17 protein-coding genes and 1 tRNA gene are annotated in these 21,751 nt (G+C 67.9%); 10 read left to right on the top strand and 8 right to left on the bottom strand.

Annotated elements, in window-relative coordinates:
- Positions 1-62: 62 nt before the first annotated feature.
- The 3 genes from ACW171_RS04425 (at position 63) to ACW171_RS04415 (ending at position 4,208) form a co-directional block, all read left to right on the top strand.
- Entirely contained in the window at positions 63-671 is a 609-nt protein-coding gene (locus ACW171_RS04425) for a DUF2497 domain-containing protein (protein WP_492095888.1), read from the top strand.
- A gap of 77 nt (positions 672-748) precedes the next feature.
- Positions 749-3,466, top strand: a complete 2,718-nt coding sequence (locus ACW171_RS04420; protein WP_492095887.1) for a valine--tRNA ligase — start codon at positions 749-751, stop codon at positions 3,464-3,466.
- A gap of 13 nt (positions 3,467-3,479) precedes the next feature.
- Positions 3,480-4,208 carry a TlyA family RNA methyltransferase gene (locus ACW171_RS04415; protein ID WP_492096585.1) on the top strand — a complete coding sequence of 243 codons (729 nt, stop codon included), beginning with the start codon at positions 3,480-3,482 and terminating at the stop codon, positions 4,206-4,208.
- A 151-nt stretch (positions 4,209-4,359) separates the two neighbouring features.
- Here ACW171_RS04415 and ACW171_RS04410 read toward each other — a convergent pair whose 3' ends face one another.
- Positions 4,360-4,920 (bottom strand): glycine zipper 2TM domain-containing protein, encoded by a 561-nt coding sequence (locus ACW171_RS04410; protein WP_492095886.1) that lies wholly within the window; start codon positions 4,918-4,920, stop codon positions 4,360-4,362.
- A 197-nt stretch (positions 4,921-5,117) separates the two neighbouring features.
- On the opposite strand from ACW171_RS04410, the gene ACW171_RS04405 reads away from it, so the two are divergent.
- Entirely contained in the window at positions 5,118-6,362 is a 1,245-nt protein-coding gene (locus ACW171_RS04405) for a class I SAM-dependent RNA methyltransferase (protein ID WP_492095885.1), read from the top strand.
- Here the strand turns inward: ACW171_RS04405 and ACW171_RS04400 are convergent.
- From ACW171_RS04400 to ACW171_RS04390, 3 genes are all read right to left on the bottom strand, one after another.
- Positions 6,359-7,504, bottom strand: coding sequence for a DNA cytosine methyltransferase (locus tag ACW171_RS04400; protein WP_492095884.1), 1,146 nt, complete (start codon positions 7,502-7,504; stop codon positions 6,359-6,361). The two genes, ACW171_RS04405 and ACW171_RS04400, sit on opposite strands and share 4 nt — an antisense overlap.
- 425 nt (positions 7,505-7,929) lie before the next feature.
- Positions 7,930-9,006: a PA0069 family radical SAM protein gene (locus ACW171_RS04395; RefSeq protein ID WP_492095883.1), complete on the bottom strand. Its 1,077-nt coding sequence runs from the start codon at positions 9,004-9,006 to the stop codon at positions 7,930-7,932.
- Positions 9,007-9,098: 92 nt separating this feature from the next.
- On the bottom strand, positions 9,099-9,875 hold the full coding sequence (locus ACW171_RS04390; RefSeq protein WP_492095882.1) for a LytTR family DNA-binding domain-containing protein: 777 nt from the start codon (positions 9,873-9,875) through the stop codon (positions 9,099-9,101).
- A 142-nt stretch (positions 9,876-10,017) separates the two neighbouring features.
- Between ACW171_RS04390 and ACW171_RS04385 the strand changes: the two genes are divergently transcribed.
- From ACW171_RS04385 to ACW171_RS04375, 3 genes are all read left to right on the top strand, one after another.
- Positions 10,018-11,406, top strand: a complete 1,389-nt coding sequence (locus ACW171_RS04385; protein ID WP_492095881.1) for an alpha/beta hydrolase family protein — start codon at positions 10,018-10,020, stop codon at positions 11,404-11,406.
- Between the two features lie 97 nt (positions 11,407-11,503).
- Positions 11,504-12,073: a LemA family protein gene (locus ACW171_RS04380; protein WP_492095880.1), complete on the top strand. Its 570-nt coding sequence runs from the start codon at positions 11,504-11,506 to the stop codon at positions 12,071-12,073.
- Positions 12,074-12,079: 6 nt separating this feature from the next.
- Positions 12,080-13,105 carry a M48 family metallopeptidase gene (locus tag ACW171_RS04375; RefSeq protein ID WP_492095879.1) on the top strand — a complete coding sequence of 342 codons (1,026 nt, stop codon included), beginning with the start codon at positions 12,080-12,082 and terminating at the stop codon, positions 13,103-13,105.
- Between the two features lie 26 nt (positions 13,106-13,131).
- On the opposite strand, the gene ACW171_RS04370 is transcribed toward ACW171_RS04375, so the two are convergent.
- From ACW171_RS04370 to ACW171_RS04360, 3 genes are all read right to left on the bottom strand, one after another.
- Positions 13,132-13,866, bottom strand: a complete 735-nt coding sequence (locus ACW171_RS04370; protein ID WP_492095878.1) for an arginyltransferase — start codon at positions 13,864-13,866, stop codon at positions 13,132-13,134.
- 212 nt (positions 13,867-14,078) lie between these two features.
- On the bottom strand, positions 14,079-14,981 hold the full coding sequence (locus ACW171_RS04365; protein ID WP_492095877.1) for a flagellar motor protein MotB: 903 nt from the start codon (positions 14,979-14,981) through the stop codon (positions 14,079-14,081).
- Positions 14,982-15,054: 73 nt separating this feature from the next.
- Positions 15,055-15,621 (bottom strand): manganese efflux pump MntP, encoded by a 567-nt coding sequence (locus ACW171_RS04360; protein ID WP_492095876.1) that lies wholly within the window; start codon positions 15,619-15,621, stop codon positions 15,055-15,057.
- 131 nt (positions 15,622-15,752) lie between these two features.
- Between ACW171_RS04360 and ACW171_RS04355 the strand changes: the two genes are divergently transcribed.
- Positions 15,753-15,837, top strand: a tRNA-Leu gene (locus ACW171_RS04355).
- Positions 15,838-16,093: 256 nt separating this feature from the next.
- Here ACW171_RS04355 and ACW171_RS04350 read toward each other — a convergent pair.
- Entirely contained in the window at positions 16,094-17,752 is a 1,659-nt protein-coding gene (locus ACW171_RS04350) for an amino acid permease (RefSeq protein WP_492095875.1), read from the bottom strand.
- A 200-nt stretch (positions 17,753-17,952) separates the two neighbouring features.
- Here ACW171_RS04350 and hrpB point away from each other — a divergent pair, with 200 nt between their 5' ends.
- Both hrpB and ACW171_RS04340 read left to right on the top strand, forming a co-directional pair.
- Positions 17,953-20,382 carry an ATP-dependent helicase HrpB gene (gene hrpB, locus ACW171_RS04345; RefSeq protein ID WP_492095874.1) on the top strand — a complete coding sequence of 810 codons (2,430 nt, stop codon included), beginning with the start codon at positions 17,953-17,955 and terminating at the stop codon, positions 20,380-20,382.
- Between the two features lie 61 nt (positions 20,383-20,443).
- Positions 20,444-21,745: an MFS transporter gene (locus ACW171_RS04340; protein WP_492095873.1), complete on the top strand. Its 1,302-nt coding sequence runs from the start codon at positions 20,444-20,446 to the stop codon at positions 21,743-21,745.
- Positions 21,746-21,751: the final 6 nt, after the last annotated feature.

Genomic DNA, 21,751 nt, shown 5'->3' with positions numbered 1-21,751 from the left:
TCCACTTTGTTCGTCACGCACAGGCTTAACAGGGCCGGTGCAGGTTCTTCGAAGGCCCGATCATGACCGACACCACCGCCCAAGAACCGACGATGGAAGAGATCCTGGCGTCCATTCGCCGGATCATCTCCGAAGATGACGCCCCGGTGGCCGAGGCTGCGCCTGCGCCTGCGCCGGCCCCCGAGCCTGAGCCCGAACCCGCGCCGGAACCGTCGCCCGCTCTGATGGATGCGACGCCGTCGATGCAGGAACCCGAGCCCGCCCCGCAGGAGGAGGAAGAAGAAGAAATCCTCGACCTGACCGATCGCTACGAGGCCCCGGCCGCCCAGACCATCGGCGACCTCGACGTCACCGCCCCCGCAGACCCGGAGCCCGACCCCTTTCCGACCGCCTTCGCCGAGCCGGAGCCCGCTGCGCCGGCGCCCGTCGTCGAGGATGCGATCGTCGGTGAGACGGCTGCGGCTGCCTCGGCCTCAGCCTTCGCAGGCCTGACAGCCGCCTTCCGCCAGCCCGAGCCGGTCCCGACCGGCGGCGTCGGCCCGACCATCGACGATCTGGCCCGCAGCCTGCTGCGTCCGATGCTGAAAGACTGGCTCGACGCCAACCTGCCCGGCATCGTCGAGGCGGCGGTAAAGAAGGAAGTCGAACGCATCTCCCGCAGCGCGGGCTAGCCCCGCTCGCCACCGGCGACTATGACCAACAGGGGCGGCTCCGATGGGCCGCCCCTTTCTGTTTCCGAGACCCTCCCATGCTTGAGAAGACTTTCGATCCCAAGGCCGCCGAAGACCGGATCTATGCCCAGTGGGAGGCGTCCGGCGCTTTCGCGCCCAAGACGGATGGCGCGGCCGAGGCCTATTCGATCGTCATTCCGCCGCCGAACGTGACGGGGTCGCTGCACATCGGCCATGCGCTGAACAACACCCTGCAGGACATCCTGGCCCGCTATCACCGGATGCGCGGCAAGTCGGTGCTGTGGCTGCCGGGCACGGACCATGCCGGTATCGCCACCCAGATGGTGGTCGAGCGCCAGCTGGCGGCCGCGGGCAATGTCGGTCGCCGCGAGATGGGCCGCGAGGCCTTCGTCGAGAAGATCTGGGAGTGGAAGGCCGAGAGCGGCGGGACCATCGTCCAACAGCTGCGCCGTCTGGGCGCGTCCTGCGACTGGTCGCGCGAGCGGTTCACCCTGGACGAGGGTCTGAACGCCGCCGTCCGCAAGGTCTTCGTCCAACTGCACAAGGACGGACTGATCTATCGCGACAAGCGCCTGGTGAACTGGGATCCGCAGTTCCAGACGGCCATCTCGGACCTCGAGGTCGAGCAGCGCGAGGTCGAGGGCGCCTACTGGCATTTCGCCTATCCGCTGGCCGACGGCGTCACGTTCGAATACCCGGTCGCCTTCGACGACGAGGGTGTGGCCACGGAGTTCGAGACGCGCGACTTCATCGTCGTGGCGACGACCCGGCCGGAGACCATGCTGGGCGACACCGGCGTGGCCGTGCATCCGGACGACGAGCGCTACAAGGGGTTGGTCGGCAAGTCGGTGATCCTGCCGATCACGGGCCGCCGTATCCCGATCGTCGCCGACGACTATGCCGATCCGACAAAGGGTTCGGGCGCGGTCAAGATCACGCCGGCGCACGACTTCAACGACTTCCAAGTCGGAAAGCGGGCGGGGCTCGAGGCGCTGAACGTGCTGGACGCCTTCGCCCGGATCACGACGGCCGACACGCCCGACATCCCGGCCGAATACGACGGCATGGACCGGTTCGCCGCCCGCAAGGCCATCGTGGCCCTGGCGGAAGAGGCCGGCTGGCTGCGTGAGATCGAGAAGACCCGCCACGTCGTGCCTCACGGCGACCGCTCCGGCGTGGTCATCGAGCCGTGGCTGACGGATCAGTGGTACGTCGACGCCCACACCCTGGCTCAGCCGGCGCTAAAGGCCGTCGAGACCGGCGACATGGTGTTCGAACCGAAGTCGTACGAGAAGATCTATTTCGAGTGGCTGCGGAACATCGAGCCCTGGTGCATTTCGCGCCAGCTCTGGTGGGGGCACCGCATCCCGGCCTGGTACGACGCCGACGGCAATATCTACGTCGCCGAAACGGAAGCCGAAGCCGTCGCTCAGGCGGGAGGCAAGGCTCTGACCCAGGACGAGGACGTCCTCGACACCTGGTTCTCCTCGGCCCTGTGGCCGTTCTCGACCATGGGATGGCCGGAGAAGACGGAGGATCTGGAGCGGTTCTATCCGACCAGCGACCTGGTCACGGCGGCGGACATCATCTTCTTCTGGGTCGCCCGGATGATGATGATGGGCCTGCACTTCATGGATGAGGTCCCGTTCAAACGGGTCATCATCAATGGCCTGGTCCGCGACGAGAAGGGCCAGAAGATGAGCAAGTCCAAGGGGAACGTCATTGATCCCCTGGTGATCATCGACGAGCTGGGCGCCGATCCCCTGCGCTTCACCATGGCCATCCTGTCGGGCACGCGCGACATCAAGCTGTCGAAGCAGCGGATCGAGGGATACCGGAACTTCGGCACCAAACTGTGGAACGCGGCGCGCTTCTCCGAGATGAACGAGGCGCGGCGTGTGGAGGGCTTTGATCCGGCGAGCGTCGAACAGACGATCAACCGCTGGGTTCGCGGCGAGTTGACCAAGACCGAGCGGGCCGTGTCGGAAGCCATCGAGGGCGGGCGTTTCGACGACGCCGCCTCGGCGCTGTACAAGTTCGTCTGGAACGTCTTCTGCGACTGGTACCTGGAGCTGGCCAAGCCGGTGTTCAACGGCGCCGACGAAGCCGCCAAGGCCGAGACGCGGGCGATGACAGCCTGGACCCTGGACCAGACGCTGAAGCTGCTGCACCCGGTCATGCCTTTCATCACCGAGGAACTGTGGGCCGAGCTCGGCAAGGAGGGCGCAGCCCGGATCGAGCCGACGCTGATCGGCGCCGCGTGGCCCGTGCTGCCGGACGCCTTCATCGATGCGGAGGCCGAGGCCGAGATCGGCTGGCTGGTCGATCTGGTCGGCGAGGTGCGCGGCCTGCGCGCCGAGATGAACGTGCCGCCGGGCGCCAAGCCGCCGCTGACCTTCGTGGCGCCGGATGCGGCGACATCGGACCGGGCGACGCGCCATCGCGACGTGATCCTGACGCTGGCCCGGGTGTCGGATGTGGCGACCTCCGATGCGGCTCCGGCCGGGGCTGTGACCTTCGTGTCCGGCGGATCGGCGGCGGCCCTGTCGCTGGCGGGGATCATCGACCTGACCGCCGAAAGGGCGCGCCTGACCAAGGAAATCGCCGCCTTCGAGAGCGACGTCGGCCATGTGATGAAGAAGCTGGGGAACCCCAACTTCGTCGAACGCGCGGCTCCGGCCGTGATCGACGAGCAGCGCGCCAAGCTGGCGGAGGCCGAGGCGGGCAAGGCGCGGCTGGAAGCGGCGCTGGTCAGGCTGGCCGACCTTGGCTGACTTCGGACCCCGTATGCGGCTGGACCACCTGATGGTCCAGCAAGGTCTGGTCGAAAGCCGGTCGCGGGCCAAGGCGGCGATCGAGGCCGGCGGCGTCACCGTCGACGGCCAGCCCGCCCGCGCGGCGTCCCAGGGCGTCAGCGAGGACGCCGTCGTGAGCGTGGTCGAGCCGCACGGCTGGGTCGGTCGCGCGGCCCTGAAGCTGGATCACGCCCTGACCCTGTGGCCCGTGACGGTCGAGGGGAAGGTCGTGCTGGACGTGGGCGCTTCGACCGGCGGCTTCACCGAGGTCTGTCTGTCGCGCGGCGCGGCGAAGGTCTTCGCCGTCGACGTGGGTCAGGGGCAGATGCATCCGAAGATTTCGGCGGATCCGCGGGTCGTGAACCTTGAAAAGACTGACGCCCGGACGCTGGATGCCGATCTGATCCCGGAGACGCCCGGCCTGATCGTCTGCGACGCCTCGTTCATCGGCCTGGCCAAGGTGCTTCCGGCGGCCCTGGCCTTGGCAGGCGAAGACACCGACCTGCTCGCCCTGATCAAACCTCAGTTCGAAGGCGAGGGACCCACGGACGCCGGCAAGAAGGGCATCGTCAAGGATCCGAAAGCTCACGCCGAGGCCGTGCGGCGCGTCTCCGAATGGCTGGAGAGCGTGGGGTGGTCGGTGCAGGCCACCGCTGAAAGCCCCATCACGGGCGGCGACGGCAATATCGAATTCCTGCTCTGGGCGCGTCCTTCCCACTAGCCAGTCGCTGAAGCAGCGAGGTTCCGCGAGCCGAGCGGTAGCGACCCTTCCAACATAGAAAACCGCCGGCGGATTGCTCCACCGGCGGCTCCGTCACGACCCCGATCGACAGGGGGGCTGAAAACTAATCAGGGCCGCGATCCGGTTGATCTCAGCGCGGCAACCAGCCGCGGCGGGGATCGAAATAGTAGTGGCCGTCGGGGCTGACCTGGTAGCCGTTGTCGTAGCGGCTGTCGTTTCGACGGTCGTCGCGGCGATAGTCGTCGCGGTAGCCACGGTCGTCGTAGCGGTTCGACGAATAGGCTCGATCGTCATAGCGATCGTTCGAGCTGTAGTAGGTCTGTCCCTGCGTATAGCGAGTGTCCGAGCGGCAGTTGTCGTTCGAGGCGCGACCGACCTGGGAGCCCACGAGAGCGCCGAGCACTCCGCCGATGATCGAGCCTTCGGTCCGGTTGCCGCGAGCGGCGATCTGGGAGCCGGCGACCGCGCCGATGCCACCGCCGATCAGGGCACCCGCTCCGGTCCGGCCCTGGCTGTAGGTCTGGCAACGGTCCTGATAGCGGTCGTTGTATCCGTAGGGCTGGCTGTAGCCCTGGCTCTGGTTGTAGCCGTTGCCGTAGCCATAGGACTGAGCCGAGGCGGCGGCGGGGACGAGGGTCGCAGCGGCGGCCAGGGTGGCGGCGGCGATGGCGGACTTCACGAAGGCGGTCATTTGAGAGAACCCCTGTTCGGCGCCGGGGTGGTCCGGCGTCTTGTTGGGACGATGTATGGGCCTTCCAACCTGAACGCGTTTTGAGCGGGGCGTTCATCTTCGTTCAGGTTTCGGAATGGCACCGAACGCTTTTGATTGGGCCTGATCTGATCGGAAAACCGCTCACACTTTTCCGGATCAGGCCCTAGAAGCCGCCGATGACCATGACGCTGACGATCGCCCATGTGGCCGGCCAGGGAGACGGCGTGGCCCAGACGCCCGCCGGGCCCGTGTTCGCGCCCCTGACCCTGCCGGGAGAGACCGTGCGGGGCGAGGTCGTCGACGGGCGGATGGAGATGCCCGAGATCCTCGACGCCAGTCCGGACCGGATCGCGCCGGTGTCGCCCCAGTATGGCGATTGCGGCGGTTGTTCGCTGCAGCACTGGGCGAGCGGCCCCTATCTGGACTGGAAGCGGGATCTGGTGGTGTCGACCTTGGCGCGCGAGCGGATCGAGACCGAGGTCGAGGCGACGGTGGCTGTGCCGCCGGGCACACGCCGACGTCTGGCCCTGCATGCGCGGCGGCTGGAGGACGGCCGGGTCGTGCTGGGGTTCAAGGCGCGGAAATCCTGGCGGCTGGTGGAGGTGTCGAGCTGTCCGGTGGCGGATCCCCGGCTGGTCGCGGCGTTTCCGGCCCTGGCCAGGGTGGCGGCGGCGTTTCTGGAGCATCCCAAGTCGGCGCCGACCCTGCATGTAACCTGGACGCTGGACGGGCTGGACGTGGATGTGACCGGCGTCGAGCGGAAGTCCGGCGGGCTGTCGGCGGACCGGCAGATGCAGGCGATCCGGGCGGCGCGGGAGGCGGATATCGCCCGGCTCAGCATGGCCGGCGAGACCCTGATGATGGCGCGTCAGCCTCGAGTGATGTTCGGGCCGGCGACCGTGCCTCTGCCTGCGGGCGGCTTCCTGCAGGCGGTGCCCGAGGCGGAGGCAGCGATGGTGCAGCGGGCGGTGGCGGCGGTGAAGGGGGCCAGGAAGGTGGCGGACCTGTTCTGCGGGACTGGGACCTTCACCTTCCCGTTGGCGACGGTGGCGAGCGTGATCGCGGCGGACGCCTCGGCGGCGGGGATTGCGGCGCTGAAACAGGGGATCGGCTCGGCCAGGGGGATGAAGCAGATCACGGCGGAGGCGCGCGACCTGTTCCGGCGGCCGCTGTCGCCCTACGACCTCAAGGGCTGCGAGGCGATCGTGTTCGATCCGCCCCGGGCCGGAGCCATCGATCAGACGGCCCAGATCAAGGACACGAAGGCCTCGGTCGTGGTGGGGGTGTCGTGTAATCCGCAGACCTTCGCGCGGGATGCGCGGGTGCTGATCGACGCCGGCTTCCGGCTGGAGACGGTCACGCCGGTGGACCAGTTCCTGTGGTCCGCCCACGTCGAGCTCGTGGGCGTGTTCCGGCGCTAAGCCGCGACGCGGGCGGCGGTCGCTGAGCCCACGAGCGGCTCGAACAGGTATCGGGCCAGGTGGCGGGCGACGGGGACGACGACGCCGTCGCCGGTCAGGTGATAAGCGTTCGAATAGCCGCGCGGCAGGATGTAGCTGTCCGGAAGGCCCATTAGGCGGGCGGTCTCGCGAGCCGAGATAAGGCGGGAGCGAATGCGGGGGCCGTCGACGACCAGGATGGTCTGGCGGCTGGAGCCTCCCGAGGGCGTGCGCAGGCAGCCCGCGACGTCGTCGAAACGGACCTCGGCGCGCTGGGCCTTCTGGCCGGCTGGGTCGGTGCGGGTGCGGCGGTAGACGCCGCCGACCATCCGGCGACCGGCACGCTGTGCGGCCTCGACCTTGGCGCGGTTGAGCGGGGACATCATCGACAGGAGGCGGTCGGTCTCGGCGGGCGTGTGCCAGGCGACGCTGTCGGGCTGGTCCTCGATCAGGTCTGCGAAAACCTGAGTGCGGTGGGTCGGCGCGGGCAGGTTCCACCACAGAGCCTTGGCGCGCAGGTCGTCGGGCAGGCGGTCGACGGCGCGGATCACGGCCGGGGTGTGAAAGGGAAGGAGGGGCTCGGGCGAGGTGAGGCCTGCGGGAAGCTCGGCATCGGCATTGAGACCGACGACGAACAGGCGGGGGCGGGACTGGGGCACGAACCGATCGGCGTTGATGACAAGGACCCCGAAGCGGTAGCCGGCATCGGCGAAGGTGCGGGCCATGGCTTCGAAGTCGGCGCCGCCGCGCGAAGTCAGGGCGCCGCAGACGTTTTCCACGGCGACAAGGCGGGGCGCGCGGCCCTCGGCGGCGAGGCCGCGAACGAGGTCCCAGAAGGCGTAGAAGGTCCCGGAGCGCTCTCCGGCCAGGCCCGCGCCGTGGCCGGCGAGAGACAGATCCTGACAGGGAAAACTGCCCCAGACGAGGTCGGCATGGCCGGGGAGGGCGGAGGCACCGAGGGCCCGGATGTCGCCGACGGTCAGCTCACCGCCCGTGCCCCAGTTGGCCTGATAGGTCAGACCCTTGCGGGCGTCGAAGTCGTTGGCGAACAGGCAGGCCCAGCCGGGACCGAGGCCCGCTCGGACCATACCGCCGCCGGCGAAGAACTCGTAGAAGCCGGGCATGGCAGTCAGGCTCGGGGCGGAAGGGAATCGGGCATCCAGTCAGGGTGCCGGTGCGGGTGAGTCGGGTCCATCTGGAGATTGGACTCCGAAAAACCGAGTCCACAGAGTCTAATTCTAAGAAAGTCTTTTTAGGCAGATGTTTGTGAGCGCTTCCTGAGCTGCTGCTTAAGCCCTGCTAGCTGAGAGTCCATTTCGGCGCTGTGTTGCACGGCCCGGCTGCAGCCCCATCTTCCGTCATCCTCCGGCGAGCGCAGCGAGACCGGGGGACGCAGCGGCGCGCGAGAGCGCGAACCTGCCCCGCCTACACCTGCTTCCGACATCGTTCTTGAAGAGATCGCCTTCGGCGCCGCTGCGTCCCCCGGTCTGCGTCGCGAAGACGCGCCTTGCCGGAGGATGACGAAAAGAAAGGGAAGCGCGATGCGCCTCTACCCGAATAGATCCAACTGCGCCCGCGCATCCGCCGGAACCCTGAACTTTGTCACGTCGAGATCGTGCCTCGGCCCGTCGAGGCCGTAACGTTTGACCGCCGCCTTGAACCTCGCGGAGATCAGGTCGGCGACGGGACCGGTGCCCTTCATGCGCTGGGACCAGTCGGCGTCGTAGTCCTTGCCGCCGCGCGTCTGGCGCACCAGGGACATGACGCGGGCGGCGCGGTCGGGGCGGGCCTCGGCCAGCCACTCCTTGAATAGGTCCTTGATCTCGAGCGGCAGGCGCAGGGTGACGTACATGGCCGTGGTCGCCCCGGCCTTGGCGCCCGCCTCGAGCACGGCCTCCAGCTCATGGTCGTTGAGCCCGGGGATGACGGGGGCGAAACCGATGCCGACGGGCACGCCCGCATCGGCCAGACGCTTCACCGCATCGAGACGACGGGCGGGCGTCGCGGCGCGCGGCTCCATGGTGCGGGCGAGGTCGCGGTCCAGCGTCGTGATCGAGACGAAGGCGCTGGCCAGACCGTCGCGGCCCATCGGGCCCAGGATATCCACATCGCGGGTGATCAGATTCGACTTGGTGATGATGGAGAAGGGCTGGTTGAAACGCTGGAGCACTTCGAGAAGGCCGCGCGTGATCTTCTGCGTGCGCTCGACCGGCTGATACGGATCGGTATTGCCGCCTATGTGGATACGTTTGCAGACGTATTTGCGGGCCGCGAGCTCCTGTTCCAGGAGACGTGGCCCTTCTGGCTTGAAGAAGAGCCGGCTCTCGAAATCCAGGCCCGGGGATAGGCCCATGTAGGCATGGGATGGACGGGCGTAGCAGTAGATGCAGCCATGTTCGCAGCCTTTGTAGGGATTGATCGAGCGGTCGAAGCCGATGTCTGGACTGGTGTTGGTGGTGATGATCTTGCGGGCGTGTTCGGGCGTCAGGGTGGTCCGGAGCGGAGCCGGCGTCTGATCCTCAGCCGTCCAGCCGTCGTCGAAATCCTCGTGCACGACGGGTTCGAACCGACCGGAAGCGTTGGTGCGGGCGCCGCGTCCTTTCTTCGGCTGGGGAGCGGGAGACATGAGGAGGAGGCTAAGTCTCGGCAGGGAACAAAGCAAGAACAAAAGAACGAGGCGTCACCGACGCGGGCCTGCCGGAGCGGGTTGGGGAGCCGCTAGAACCAGCCTGCTTCTTTCAGCATGGGCCGATAGGTCCGGCTGACCGGAGCCGTGAGGCCGCCGACAAGGCGTAGTTCACCTCCGCCGCGCCACCAGCGCACGCCCTCGACCGCCTCGGCCGCGACCCACCAGGAGCGATGAACCCGCCAACCGTGGGCGCGCGCCAGTTCATCGAGGGCGTCGGCGAAACGGAGGCTGACCAGCTCCTCCCCGGCGTCCGTGTGGACCTTCAGGTAGTGGTCGTGAGCCTCGATGGCGATCAGCCGCGCGCCGCGTCGTTTGGCCGAAAGACGTCGACGGAACTCGGCCTCGGCCTCAGGCAGCGGCGGAGCGATGATGGTGCGCGTCTCGATCCGGGCGGGGGCGCGTCGCCAGACCAGGGCCCGGACGACCATGACCGACGCCAATATCGGCCAGACCTGCCAGAGCAGGTCGATATAGTCGGGCCAGGTGAACGGCTGGCCGACGAGCAGATGCTGGGTCGTCAGGACCAGCAGAGTGCCGGGTGGGGTCGTGATCACCGAAACCGCCGTGACCCGCCGCCACATCAGCGGCATGGATCGGCTCAGTACCGTATCCGCGCCGATGCCGATCAGACCGACCCCCACGATGCAGATCACCCAGTAGAGATATCGCCCCAAGACGGGTGCGCGCTCCGAATCGAACGGCCCCAGAAACCCCATGAGCAGACCGATCGCGACCAGGATCGCGACGTCGATCGCCCAGCGCCGGGCGGTCGTCGTCTCGATGAGTCTTCCCGTCTTGTGATCCATCTCGTCCCGTTCGCGCAGCCCCGGCGCCGTTCACGAAGCAGGGCCTAGCGAGCCGCTGGCGGGGCGGCAATGGCGTTCGTCGAAACCGGCCACGACGCGTCCGTCCCGCGTCGGCGCCGCCCCACCGTCGATCGGAATAGATGTGTCGCACTCTCGCCTTCTCGCAGCCCTGGCTGTCGCCGCCTCCATCACTGCCTGTCCAGCCTCGGCCCAGATGCCGGGCGCCGACGTCGATGCGCGCGGCGATCCCGCCGTGGCCTGTCACGTCGGACTGTATCGTCTCGGCGACGGCCGCTGGGTCGATGTCGCCCCGCTGGTCGATCGCGGGCTGCGGTGGCGTCTGCTCGACGGGTCGAGCTCGAAGATGGTCCTGGACGCGGAAGGGCATTGGGTCAGCACCCTGGGCTGGACGAGCCGCGTCGAGGGCCCGCAACCTCAACTCGGGTCGTGTGACGAGGGCCGGATCGCCTTTGACGGTCAGGCGGGCGCCAAGGTCGCGCTGGATACGCAGGAGACGACCTTTATCGGCCACGGCGGTACGCGCTTGAACGGCCGGCTGATCCTGCCGCCGGGCGACGGCCCCGTGCCCGTGATGGTCGAGGTGCACGGCTCCGAAGGCGCCAATGCGCTCGACTTCAACGCGTTTCAGCGGTTCGCGCCGGCCTCGGGTGTCGGCGTCTTCGTCTACGCCAAGCGTGGGTCCGGCGGATCGGAGGGCCGCTATACCCAGGACTTCCACATCCTGGCCGACGATGCGGCGGCGGCCGTGGTGGTGGCGCGGCGGATGGCGGGCGCGCGAGCGGGTCGCGTGGGTCTGCACGGCGCAAGCCAGGGCGGCTGGATCGCGCCCCTGGCCGCCAGCCTGACGCCCGTCGATTTCGTCATCGTCGGTTTCGGCCTGGCCTATGGCGTGCTGTCCGAGGATAGCGATCAGGTGATGCAGGACCTCACAGCTAAGGGGTGGGGGCCCGACGTGCTGGACCGGGCGCGCGAGATCACCGATGTGACCGGCGCCTTCGTCGCCTCGAAAGGCGCGATCGGCTTCGATGGACTGCATGCCGTTCGCGCCCGGTACGGCGCCGAACCGTGGTTCGCCGACATCCGCGGTGAGTTCACCGGCCTGCTGCTGAACGCGCCGGACGAGCAGATCACGGCCATGGCGCCGCAGCTCGATAAGGGACCGTCATGGGATTACGATCCGCTGCCCGTGCTGAGCCGCCTGGAGACGCCCATGCTGTGGATCCAGGCGGAGGACGACACCGGGGCCCCGCCCGAGGCGACACGCCGGCGGTTGATCGACCTGTCCGGCCAGGGACGACCGATCACCCTGCTGGAGTATCCGCACACCGACCACGGCATCGTCCGATATGACACCGGCGCGGACGGCCGGCGCACCTCGCTCGGCTACGCGCCCGGCTACTATCAGGCGATCCTGGATTGGGCGCGGACAGGTCGATTGAGCGGGACGTATGGCGAAGGCCGAGTCCTGGCGCAGGCGAGATCGGCGGAGACGGTCACTTCGGCGCGCTGACGGTGAGAGCGGCGACGGCGTTCGGCTGTCGCCGATTTCACTATCCGGCGTTCGCCCTTCGCGCGATAATCGGCGTCACCGCAGGGGACCCATCGCAATGATCACTCTCATCGTCATCGGCGTTATCGTCGTCATCCTGATCTTCGTGGTCATGGGCAGCTACAACAGGCTGGTCGCGCTGGATCAGAAGGCGGACCAGTCGTTCGCCGACATCGACGTCCAGCTGAAGCAGCGGAACGACCTGATCCCGAACCTGGTCGAGACGGTGAAGGGCTATGCGACCCACGAGCAGGCGACCCTGAACGCCGTGACCCAGGCGCGGGCCGCCGCCGCCGGGGCCACGACCGTCGATGACAAGGTGACGGCCGACAACATGCTGACCGGGGCCCTGGGTAAGCTGTTCGCCGTGGCCGAGGCCTATCCGGACCTGAAGGCCAACACCAACTTCCTGGAGCTGCAGCGCGAGCTGTCGGACATCGAGAACAAGCTGGCGGCCGCCAGGCGCTTCTTCAACAACGCCGTGGCCGAGTTCAACGCGGTGCGAGCTCAGTTTCCGACCGTGCTGTTCGCCGGCCTGTTCGGCTTCGGAACCGAAAAGCCATTCTTCCAGGTGGACGCGGCCGATCGCGCCGCGATGACCGCCGCCCCGCCGTCGGTGAAGTTCTAGGTCTTCATGGGCGCTGTCGGTCTCCAGACCCACATCTGGGCGAACAATACCCGCTCGACCCTGCTGCTGATCGGGTTTCCGGTCATGCTGACCGTGGTGCTGTTCGGTCTGGAGCTGGTGCTGATGGGGTTCGGCTTCCTGCCCAACTCGGGCGGGACGCTGGGCGACGACATCGGTTATGCGGTGGGGATGCTGGCCGGGACGATCCCGCTGGCGGTCGTCGTGGCCCTGATCTGGTTCGTCATCGCCTGGTTCGGCAATCAGGCGATGGTCGACGCCATGACCGGCGCGCGGAAGGTCGAGCGGCAGGACGCGCCGGAGCTCTATAATCTGCTGGAGAACCTGGCGATCTCGCGGGGGCTGCGGACGCCGACTTTGCGGATCATCGAGACCGACAGTCTGAACGCCTTCGCCTCGGGAATCCGCGAGGGGCATTACAGCGTCTCGGTCACCCGGGGGCTGATCGCCGCGCTCGACCGGGACGAGATGGAGGCGGTGCTGGCGCACGAACTGACCCATGTCATCAACAAGGACGTGCGGACGATGATCATCGCCTCGATCTTCGCCGGGATCATCAGCGTGATCTGTCAGCTGGTGCTGCGGGGAATGTTCTATGTCCGCGGCGGCAGCGGCAAGGACAACAAGAACGCCCTGCCGCTGATCCTGATCGGATTTGCTGTCGCGGCGGTGGGCTATCTGTTCGCCATCGTCATCCGGCTGATGCTGTCGCGGACGCGGGAGTATGTGGCGGACGCAGGGGCGGTCGAGCTGACCAAGAACCCGGATTCGATGATCTCGGCGTTGCGGAAGGTGTCGGGGCGCTCGAAGCTGGAGGCGCCGGACGATGTGCAGGGCATGTTCCTGGACAACGAGCGGGCCGGGTTCACCGACGCCCTGTTCGCCACCCACCCGTCGATCGACAAGCGGATCGCGGCCCTGATCAAGTTCGGCGGTGGGCGGGATCCGGGGGTGTGGGATCCGGACCGGCTGGAGACTGGGTTGCCGACAGGAACGGCGGTTCCGATTTCCTGAACCCTCTCCCGGTGGGAGAGGGAAGCCTAGTCGATGCGCGTCCAGCCGAGCGGTTTGAGGACCTCCATCGGGCGGAAGCGGGCCTTGTAGTCCATCTTGGGCGAGCCCTCGACCCAGTAGCCGAGGTAGAGGTAGGGCAGACAGACGGCCTGAGCCTGGCGCACATGATCCAGGATCGCGAAGACGCCGAGCGACCGCTTGACCAGATCCGGGTCGAAGAAGCTGTAGACCATCGACAGGCCGTCGCTCAGCAGATCGGCCAGGGTCACCGCGACCAGATCGCCGGGGCCTTCGTCGGTCGTGGGCAGGCGGTACTCGATCAGGTGGGTGCGGACGGCCGTGTCCTCGACCATGGCCATGTAGTCGCCCCAGGTCATGTCGGTCATGCCGCCGCCGGGGTGACGGTGGGCGAGGTAGCGTTTCAGCAGAGCGAACTGCTCTTGCGTGGCCTCGGCCTCGACGAGATCGCGCGACAGGTCGTCGTTGCGGGCCAGGACCTTTCGCTGGCTGCGCGAGAACTCGAACTCGGGCGCCAGAAGGCGGACGGAGACGCAGGCGTCACAGCCCTCGCAGGCGGGTCGGTAGGCGATGTTCTGGCTGCGGCGAAAGCCCGCGTGGGTCAGCTCGTCGTTGACGTGGGCGCCGTCGCTGAAGGGGAGGTTCGCGAACACCTTCCGCTCGATCATGCCGGGCAGGTAGGGGCAGGGCGCGACCGCCGTCATGAAGAAGCGAAGCTGGCGTGTCGGGACGTGCTGGGTCACGACGCTAGGTCCGCATCCGATTTCGTCCGGCGTATGGCGATGCCGCTGTCATCCAACGATTTGCCGACATTCCGTGTTGCACCGCAAGAGCGTTCGCGCCGTCCGTGAACGGGACGAGAGCGTGAAGGACGCTCTCCCCCTTCTCTGCAGCCTGATTCACCGCATCGACGGGATTGCGAAGCAATCCCTCCTCAGCGGATCAGGCTGGGCTGTCACAGGCTGGTGTCCATGGGCAGGACGGGGGCCTCTCGCAGCAACACGATGGCGATGCGGCGGTTGCCGGCCAGGGACGGATCGTCGGGGTACAGAGGATCGGAGCCCGCCTTTCCGGCGACGGAATAGACGCGGTCGGCATCGACGCCGGCCGCCTGGAGGATGGCGCGAGAGGCGTCGGCCCGGCTGGCGGACAAGGGCCAGTCAGAGGGCGTCGAGGCGCGGCCAGACCCGGCGACAGCCGAGGTGTGGCCCGAGATGGAAATGCGATTGGGCAGGCGGTTGATCACGCCGGAGATGGCGCGCAGCAGGACCTGCGCGCGAGCGTTGGGGCGGGCCGAGTTCTGGTCGAACATCGAGCGGCCTTCCTGATCGACCAGCTGTATGCGCAGGCCCTCGGGCGTCTGGTCAATGATCAGCTGTTTCGACAGTTCGGCCAGTTCCGGCAGGCGTTGCATGGCCTGGCGCAGGGATTCGGCGGCGGAGGCGAACTCGGCGGCCTCGCGGGCGGCGATCTCCTCGCGCAGTTCCTCTTCGGAGGCGGCGGCGAGGTTGGCGCTGGACCCGGCCTCCTCGGGAGCGTCCATGGGCGCCTCAGGCGCCTGTTGTTCAAAGACCGACATGGAGCCCGCGCTCTTGGAGCCGTCCTCGCCGAGCGAGGTTCCGCCCAGGATGCCGCCGGAGCCGGAGGTGGTCTGGCTGACGCTGGCGGGGGCGAAATACTCCGCGATGCCCTTCTTCTGTTCCGGATCGGTCGTGTTGATCAGCCACATCAGAAGGAAGAAGGCCATCATCGCGGTCACGAAGTCGGCGTAGGCGACTTTCCACGCGCCGCCGTGGTGGCCGCCGCCGACCACCTTCTTGACCTTCTTGATGATGATGGGGCGGTCGCTGGCGTTCATCGACTCGGACGGGCTTTCTGAAACTCAGCCCGAACCTGGGTGAACAAGGTTAATGCGACCTTTAGCCGGCGATTCAGACGGCCATAAACCCGAGATGTTCGAGCAGGATCATCGTGCCCAGGCCGATCAAGGCGACGCCGCCGACCAGCTCGGCGACCTTGCCGAACCGAGCGCCGAGGCGGCGGCCGATCAGCATGCCGATCGTGGTCAGGGCGAAGGTCGTCAGGCCGACCGACAGGGCGATGATCCAGATATTGGCCCCCAGGAGGGCGAGGCCCACGCCGACGGCGGCGGCGTCGATACTGGTGCCCACGGCGGTGGCGATGAGGGGCCAGGGGCCGGAGCGGACCCGGACAGCGTCGTTCTCCGTCGTCTGGCAGGCTTCCCAGATCATTTTGCCGCCGACGACGGTCAGGAGGACGAAGGCGATCCAGTGGTCGATCTGTTCCACGAAGCCGGCCGCGAGGAGCCCGAGGCCCCAGCCGATCAGGGGAGTGACCGCCTCTATGAGGCCGAAGACGGCGCCCGCCTTGACCGCCGATCGCCAGGACGGGCGATGCGCCGCGCCACGCCCCACCGCCGCGGCGAAGGCGTCGGTCGACATGCTGAGCGACAGGACGGCGATGGCGCCAGGGGTCATGGGATCGGCCTACGGAGAGCGGGGAGGCGGTCCTGCTAGGGGACGCGGCGCCTGTTAGCCCAGACTGAACCGACATCGTCCGCACGCGGGCGGTTGTTTCGGTCGCGGACTGGCCCTAGACACGCCGCCACGCGGATGTGGCGAAACTGGTAGACGCACCAGATTTAGGTTCTGGCATCGAAAGATGTGGAGGTTCGAGTCCTCTCATCCGCACCAATATTTTTTGTAGCGCGCTACCGCTCGCGCCGCGGGCGCTCGCTGCTTGAGCGCATGTTTCCGGCGCTATCGCTCGCGACGCGGTCGCTCACTGCTTGAGCGCAGGTTTGGGTGCTATCGCTCGCGACGCGGTCGCTCACTGCTTGAGCGCAGGTTTGCGCGCTATCGCTCGCCGCGCGGCGGCTCATTGTTTCAGTCCAAAGAAAAAGGCCCGGGATCGCTCCCGGGCCTTTCTCAATTCCACTGTGAGGCGGGATCAGTCTTTCTGGTTGTCGACGCCGGAGCCCAGGGCTTCGGCCGGGGACGACATGGTGGTGTCCTCGGTGATGTCGATGCCCTTGGCGAGCTTGGAGTTCCAGAAGCCGTAGGCGGCGTAGATGATGGCGCCGACGACGGCGTAGCCGCCCAGCAGCATCAGGGGCAGGGGATTGTCCTCGGCCGCATGCTGGAACATCGGGATCAGGTTCTGGCTGGCCAGGAAGAGGCAGGCCAGGATGCCCAGGACGGCGGTGACGATGCCGCCCGGGACCTTGAACGGACGCGGCATTTCCGGGTGCTTGATGCGCAGGAAGATCACGCTGAGGCACACGATCGAGAAGGCCGTGGCCGTACCCAGGGAAACCAGGTCGCCCAGGATCGAGATCGGCAGGAAGGCCGCCGCGATGGCGATCAACAGGCCCAGCAGGATGGTGCCGATCCAGGGCGTGCGGAATTTCGGATGGATGACGGCGAAGGCGCGCGGCAGCAGGCCGTCGCGGGCCATGGTGTAGAAGATCCGCGTCTGGCCGTAGCAGAGCACCAGCATGACGGAGCTGAGGCCGGTGATGGCGCCGATCTTGATCATGAAGCTGATCAGGTTCAGCGGCTCTCCGCTTGCGAGGATGATGGGCGTGTTGGCCCAGTCCAGGCTCATGCGGTCGATGGCGACAGCCACCGGCGCCGGGCTGGCCAGGTCGAGATAGGGAACCACGCCGGTCATGACGGCGGCGACGGCCATGTAGATCAGGGTACAGACGAACAGGGCGCCCAGGATGCCGAAGGGCACGTCCTTGGACGGGTTCTTGGCTTCGGCGGCGGCGGTCGAGACAGCCTCGAAGCCGACGTAGGCGAAGAAGATGATCGCCGCGCCCCGGAAGATGCCGCCGACGCCGAACTGTCCGGCCACGCCGGTCGGTTCGGGGATGAAGGGCACCCAATTGTCAGGGTTCACATAGCCGATGCCGACCGCGATGAACGTCAGCAGGACGATGATCTTGATGACCACGATGGCGTTGTTGATGTTGGCCGATTCGGAGACGCCCAGGACCAGCAGGCCGCAGACGGCGGCGATGCCGATGGCGGCGACCAGGTTGAAGGTGCCGGTCATCGGGAAGGCGGTCGTTCCCGCATCCTGAACCAGTTGCACCAGCGGGGTCGCCCATTGCGGGCCCTCGCCACCGGCGTAGGCGATGGTGGGGAAGATCTGCTGGCTGACGCCGAAATCGCTGAGGATCGAGACGACATAGCCGGACCAGCCGACCGCGACGGTCGAAGCCGCGACGCCGTATTCCAGCACCAGAAGCCAGCCCATGATCCAGGCGAAGACCTCGCCGAGCGTGCCGTAGGCGTAGGTGTAGGCCGAGCCGGAAACCGGCATGGTCGAGGCCAGTTCCGCGTAGCAGAGACCCGCCAGGCCGCAGGCGATGCCGGCGACGACGAAGGACAGCATGATGGCCGGGCCGGCGTTGGCCGCGGCCACCTGGCCCGTCAGGACGAAGATGCCGGCGCCGATGATGGCCCCGATACCCAGGCTCATCAGGTTCCATTTGCCGAGCGTGCGCTTGAGCTCGCTCTTGGACGCTTCCTTCTGAATCTGAGCTACGGATTTTTTGAGGAACAGTCGGTTCCCCTTGGGCCTAAGGCCATCTGCGGACATACGTCGCGCCCCCTCGATACGAATACACGGCGAACCCTCCCCGGGGCCGCCTTCCGGGGCCGGACGCTAGCGACGGATCACCTCAGGCGCAACGCGGTTTCCGATCCGTGAAGGCCTCGCAACGCTTTCGTGACCCCGCCCGTGGCGCTCCGACCGCAGATTCCTTGGTCGTCGCGCCTGGCCGCGCTAGTGCAGCCGGGATGATCCTGCCCATCCACGCCGTCCTCGAAGAGCTGAAGGCCGCCGTCGCCGCGCACCCGGCGGTCGTGCTGGCCGCCCCGCCGGGAGCGGGCAAGACGACGGTCGTGCCGCTGGCGTTGCTGGATGCCGAGTGGCTGGGCGACGGCAAGATCCTGTTGCTGGAGCCGCGACGACTGGCTGCGCGGGCGGCGGCCGAGCGAATGGCGCAGACGCTGGGCGAGAAATCCGGCGACACCGTGGGCTATCGGACGCGGCTACAGAGCCGGATCGGGCCGAGGACGCGGATCGAGGTGATCACCGAGGGCGTCTTTACGCGGATGATCCTGGACGATCCCGGGCTGGAGGGCGTCGGCGCCGTCCTGTTCGACGAGTTTCACGAGCGGAGCCTGGACGCCGACCTGGGGCTGGCCCTGGCTCGGGACAGCCAGGCGGTTCTGCGGGACGACCTGAAGCTGGTGGTGATGTCGGCGACGCTCGATATCGCGGGGGTGTCCCGGCTGTTGGACGGCGCTCCGGTCATAGAGGCGCAGGGCCGGGCGTTTCCGGTGGAGACACTCTACATCGGGCGCAATCCGATCGAGCGGATCGAGGATGCGACGGCACGGGCCGTGCTGACGGCGCTGGCGGACCAGGCCGGGTCGGTGCTGGCCTTCCTGCCGGGGCAGGGCGAAATCCACAGGACGGTTCAGAAGATCAATGAGCGGCTGCGCGATGTCTCCGTCGACGTGGTGGCCTTGTACGGGGCTCTGGACAAGGACACTCAGGACAGAGCGATCGAGCCGGCCCCGGCGGGGCGACGCAAGGTGGTGCTGGCGACCTCGGTCGCCGAGACCAGTCTAACCATTCAGGGCGTGAGGGTGGTGGTGGACTGCGGTCTGTCGCGCGTGCCCCGTTTCGAGCCATCCAGCGGTCTGACGCGGCTGGCGACGGTGCGGGTCAGCCGGTCGTCGGCGGAACAGAGGCGCGGGCGGGCTGGGCGGACGGAGCCGGGGGTCTGCTACCGGCTGTGGGACGAGGAGGCGTCGCGCGGTCTGGTCCCGCATCAGCGGCCCGAAATGCTGGAGGCCGACCTGACCGGGTTGGCGCTGGACCTGGCGAGGTGGGGGGCCAAGACGACCGAGGGGCTTGCGCTGCTGGATGCGCCGCCGGCCGGGGCGCTGGCCGAGGCGCGGGCGGTGTTGACGCGGCTGGGAGCTCTGTATGAGGCGGGCGGGCTGTCGGAGCATGGGCGGCGGCTGACGCGAATCCCGCTGGCGCCGAGGCTCGCGCATCTCGTCGCGAAGGCGTCGGATGCGGGCGAGGCGATGCTGGGTGCGCGGATCGCGGCGGTGCTGAGCGAGCCGGGGCTGGGCGGGAACGATGTGGATATGAGGGATCGGCTGAAGGGGTTCGAGCGGGATCGGTCGCAGCGGGCGCAGGATGCGCGGAAACTGGTCGAGCGCTGGGCGAAGGCGGCCGGCGGCGGATCCGGCGGGTCCGATGTCGAGGTCGGTGAACTGCTGGCGGAGGCTTTCCCGGAGCGCGTGGCCAAGGCGCGGGGGAAGCCGGGCGAGGTCCTGCTGGCGTCGGGGCGCGGGGCGTTTCTCGACGCGACGGACGGGCTGGCGCGGGAGGGGTGGCTGGCGGTGGCGGATCTGGGCGGCGGGGACGCCAAGGATCGCATCCGGCTGGCTGCGCCGCTCGACCCCGCAGGGCTGGAGCGGCGTTTGACGACCGAGGATCGGCTGGTGCGCGAACCCTCGGGGCGGATGGTGGTGCGTCGTATCCGGCGGGTCGGGGCTATCGTCTACGACGAGAAGATCACTGGAGCGCCGGACCGGGCGACGATCACGAAGGCGCTGCAGGCCGAGGCCGAGGCGGAGGGTCTGAGCGGGCTGACGTGGGGCGAGCGGGCTGGCGCGATGCGGGCGCGGCTGGCCTTCCTGCACGGGTTGGATGTGGCCTGGCCTGACGTTTCGGATGCGGCCTTGCTGGCGGCCCGTGAGGACTGGCTGTGGCCGCTGCTGGAGAATGTGCAGGCCCTGTCGCAGATCAAGGACGAGGCCTTGGCGCAGGGGCTGGAGGCGCTGGTTCCGTGGGATCGGCGCCGCGCCATGGATGAGCTGGCGCCGGCGCGGCTGACGACGCCGCTGGGATCCGCGGGGATCGACTACGCAGCCGAGGGCGGGCCGCGCGTGGACATCCGGGTGCAGGAGCTGTTCGGGGTGACGACCCATCCGGCCGTGGGCGGCGGGCGTGTGCCGCTGACGCTGGCATTACTGTCGCCGGCGCGACGGCCGATCCAGATGACCAAGGATCTGCCCGGCTTCTGGCGGGGCTCGTGGAAGGATGTGCGTTCCGAGATGCGGGGCCGCTATCCGAGACATCCCTGGCCGGAGAACCCGGCCGAGGCGCCGCCGACCAACCGGGTGAAGCCGCGCGGGACGTGACGGTGCTTGACCTGTCGAGGGTCGAGGCCGCATCGATGGGACGACGATAGGGGAAACGCCGTTGACCGAACCGACCTTGCTGATCGCGCCCAGCCCGGCCTCGACGCGCCGTGTCCTGTTCGCGAGCTTGATCGGCACGACGATCGAGTTCTTCGACTTCTATATCTACGCCACGGCGGCGGTGCTGGTGTTCCCGAAGCTTTTCTTCCCCGGCACAGATCCGGCGGCGGCCCAGCTTAGCTCGTTCGTGACCTTCGCCATCGCCTTCTTCGCGCGGCCCGTCGGCGCCGTCGTGTTCGGTCATTTCGGCGACCGGGTCGGGCGGAAGGCGACGCTGGTCGCGGCCCTGATGACCATGGGGCTGTCGACCATCGCCATCGGCCTGTTGCCGACGCACGCGCAGGCGGGGGTGATCGCGCCCCTGCTGCTGGCCCTGTGCCGGTTCGGTCAGGGGTTCGGGCTGGGCGGGGAATGGGGCGGAGCGGTGCTGCTGGCGACCGAGAACGCGCCGCCGGGACGCAAGGCCTGGTTCGGCATGTTCCCGCAGCTGGGCGCGCCGATCGGTTTCATCCTGTCGACCGTGTCCTTCATCCTGCTGACGACCTTCATGGCCGAGGCGGATTTCCTGGCCTGGGGCTGGCGGATCCCGTTCGTGGCCAGCGCGGTCCTGGTCTTCGTGGGGCTTTGGGTGCGCCTGAAGATCCACGAAACGCCGGAGTTCCAGAAGGTCGTTGCCAAGGCCGAGCGGGTGCGGGCGCCGATCCTGACCCTGTTCGCCCAGTACAAGGGCGCGCTGGTGCTGGGCGCCGTCGGCGGGATGACGACCTTCGTGATCTTCTATCTGCTGACGGTGTGGGGGCTGTCGTGGGCGACGACGGAGCTGGGTCTGGCGCGGGCCGACATCCTGCCGATCCAGTTGGTCGGCGTGCTGTTCTTCGGGGCCATGATCCCGGTCGCGGCGCTGGCGGCGGACCGATGGGGGCAGCTGCGCATCCTGATGCTGGCGTCGATCGGGATCGGCCTGTTCGGTTTCCTGATCGGGCCGCTGTTCGGCGCGGGGCTGACGGGATTGCTGATCTATTTCGCGCTCGGCTTCGCCCTGATGGGCTGCACCTATGGGCCGTTGAGCGCGGCCATGGCGCGGCCCTTCCCGGCGGCGGTGCGCTATACGGGGGCGTCGATGGCGTTCAACGTGGCGGGCATCCTGGGCGCGTCGCTGGCGCCCTATGTGGCGACCAAGCTGGGCAAAACCTACGGGCTGGGCGCGGTGGGCCTGTACCTGACCGGAGCGGCGGTGCTGACGACGCTGGCGCTGTGGGCCATGACGCGGCTGAAGAACGAGGAAGGCGAAGGCGCGACCTGATCTTGG

It is taken from the genome of Brevundimonas sp. FV1ye28 (genome assembly GCF_058681135.1).
Note: the sequence above shows the minus strand (reverse complement) of the source record. Positions and strands in the feature narration are given on the sequence as shown.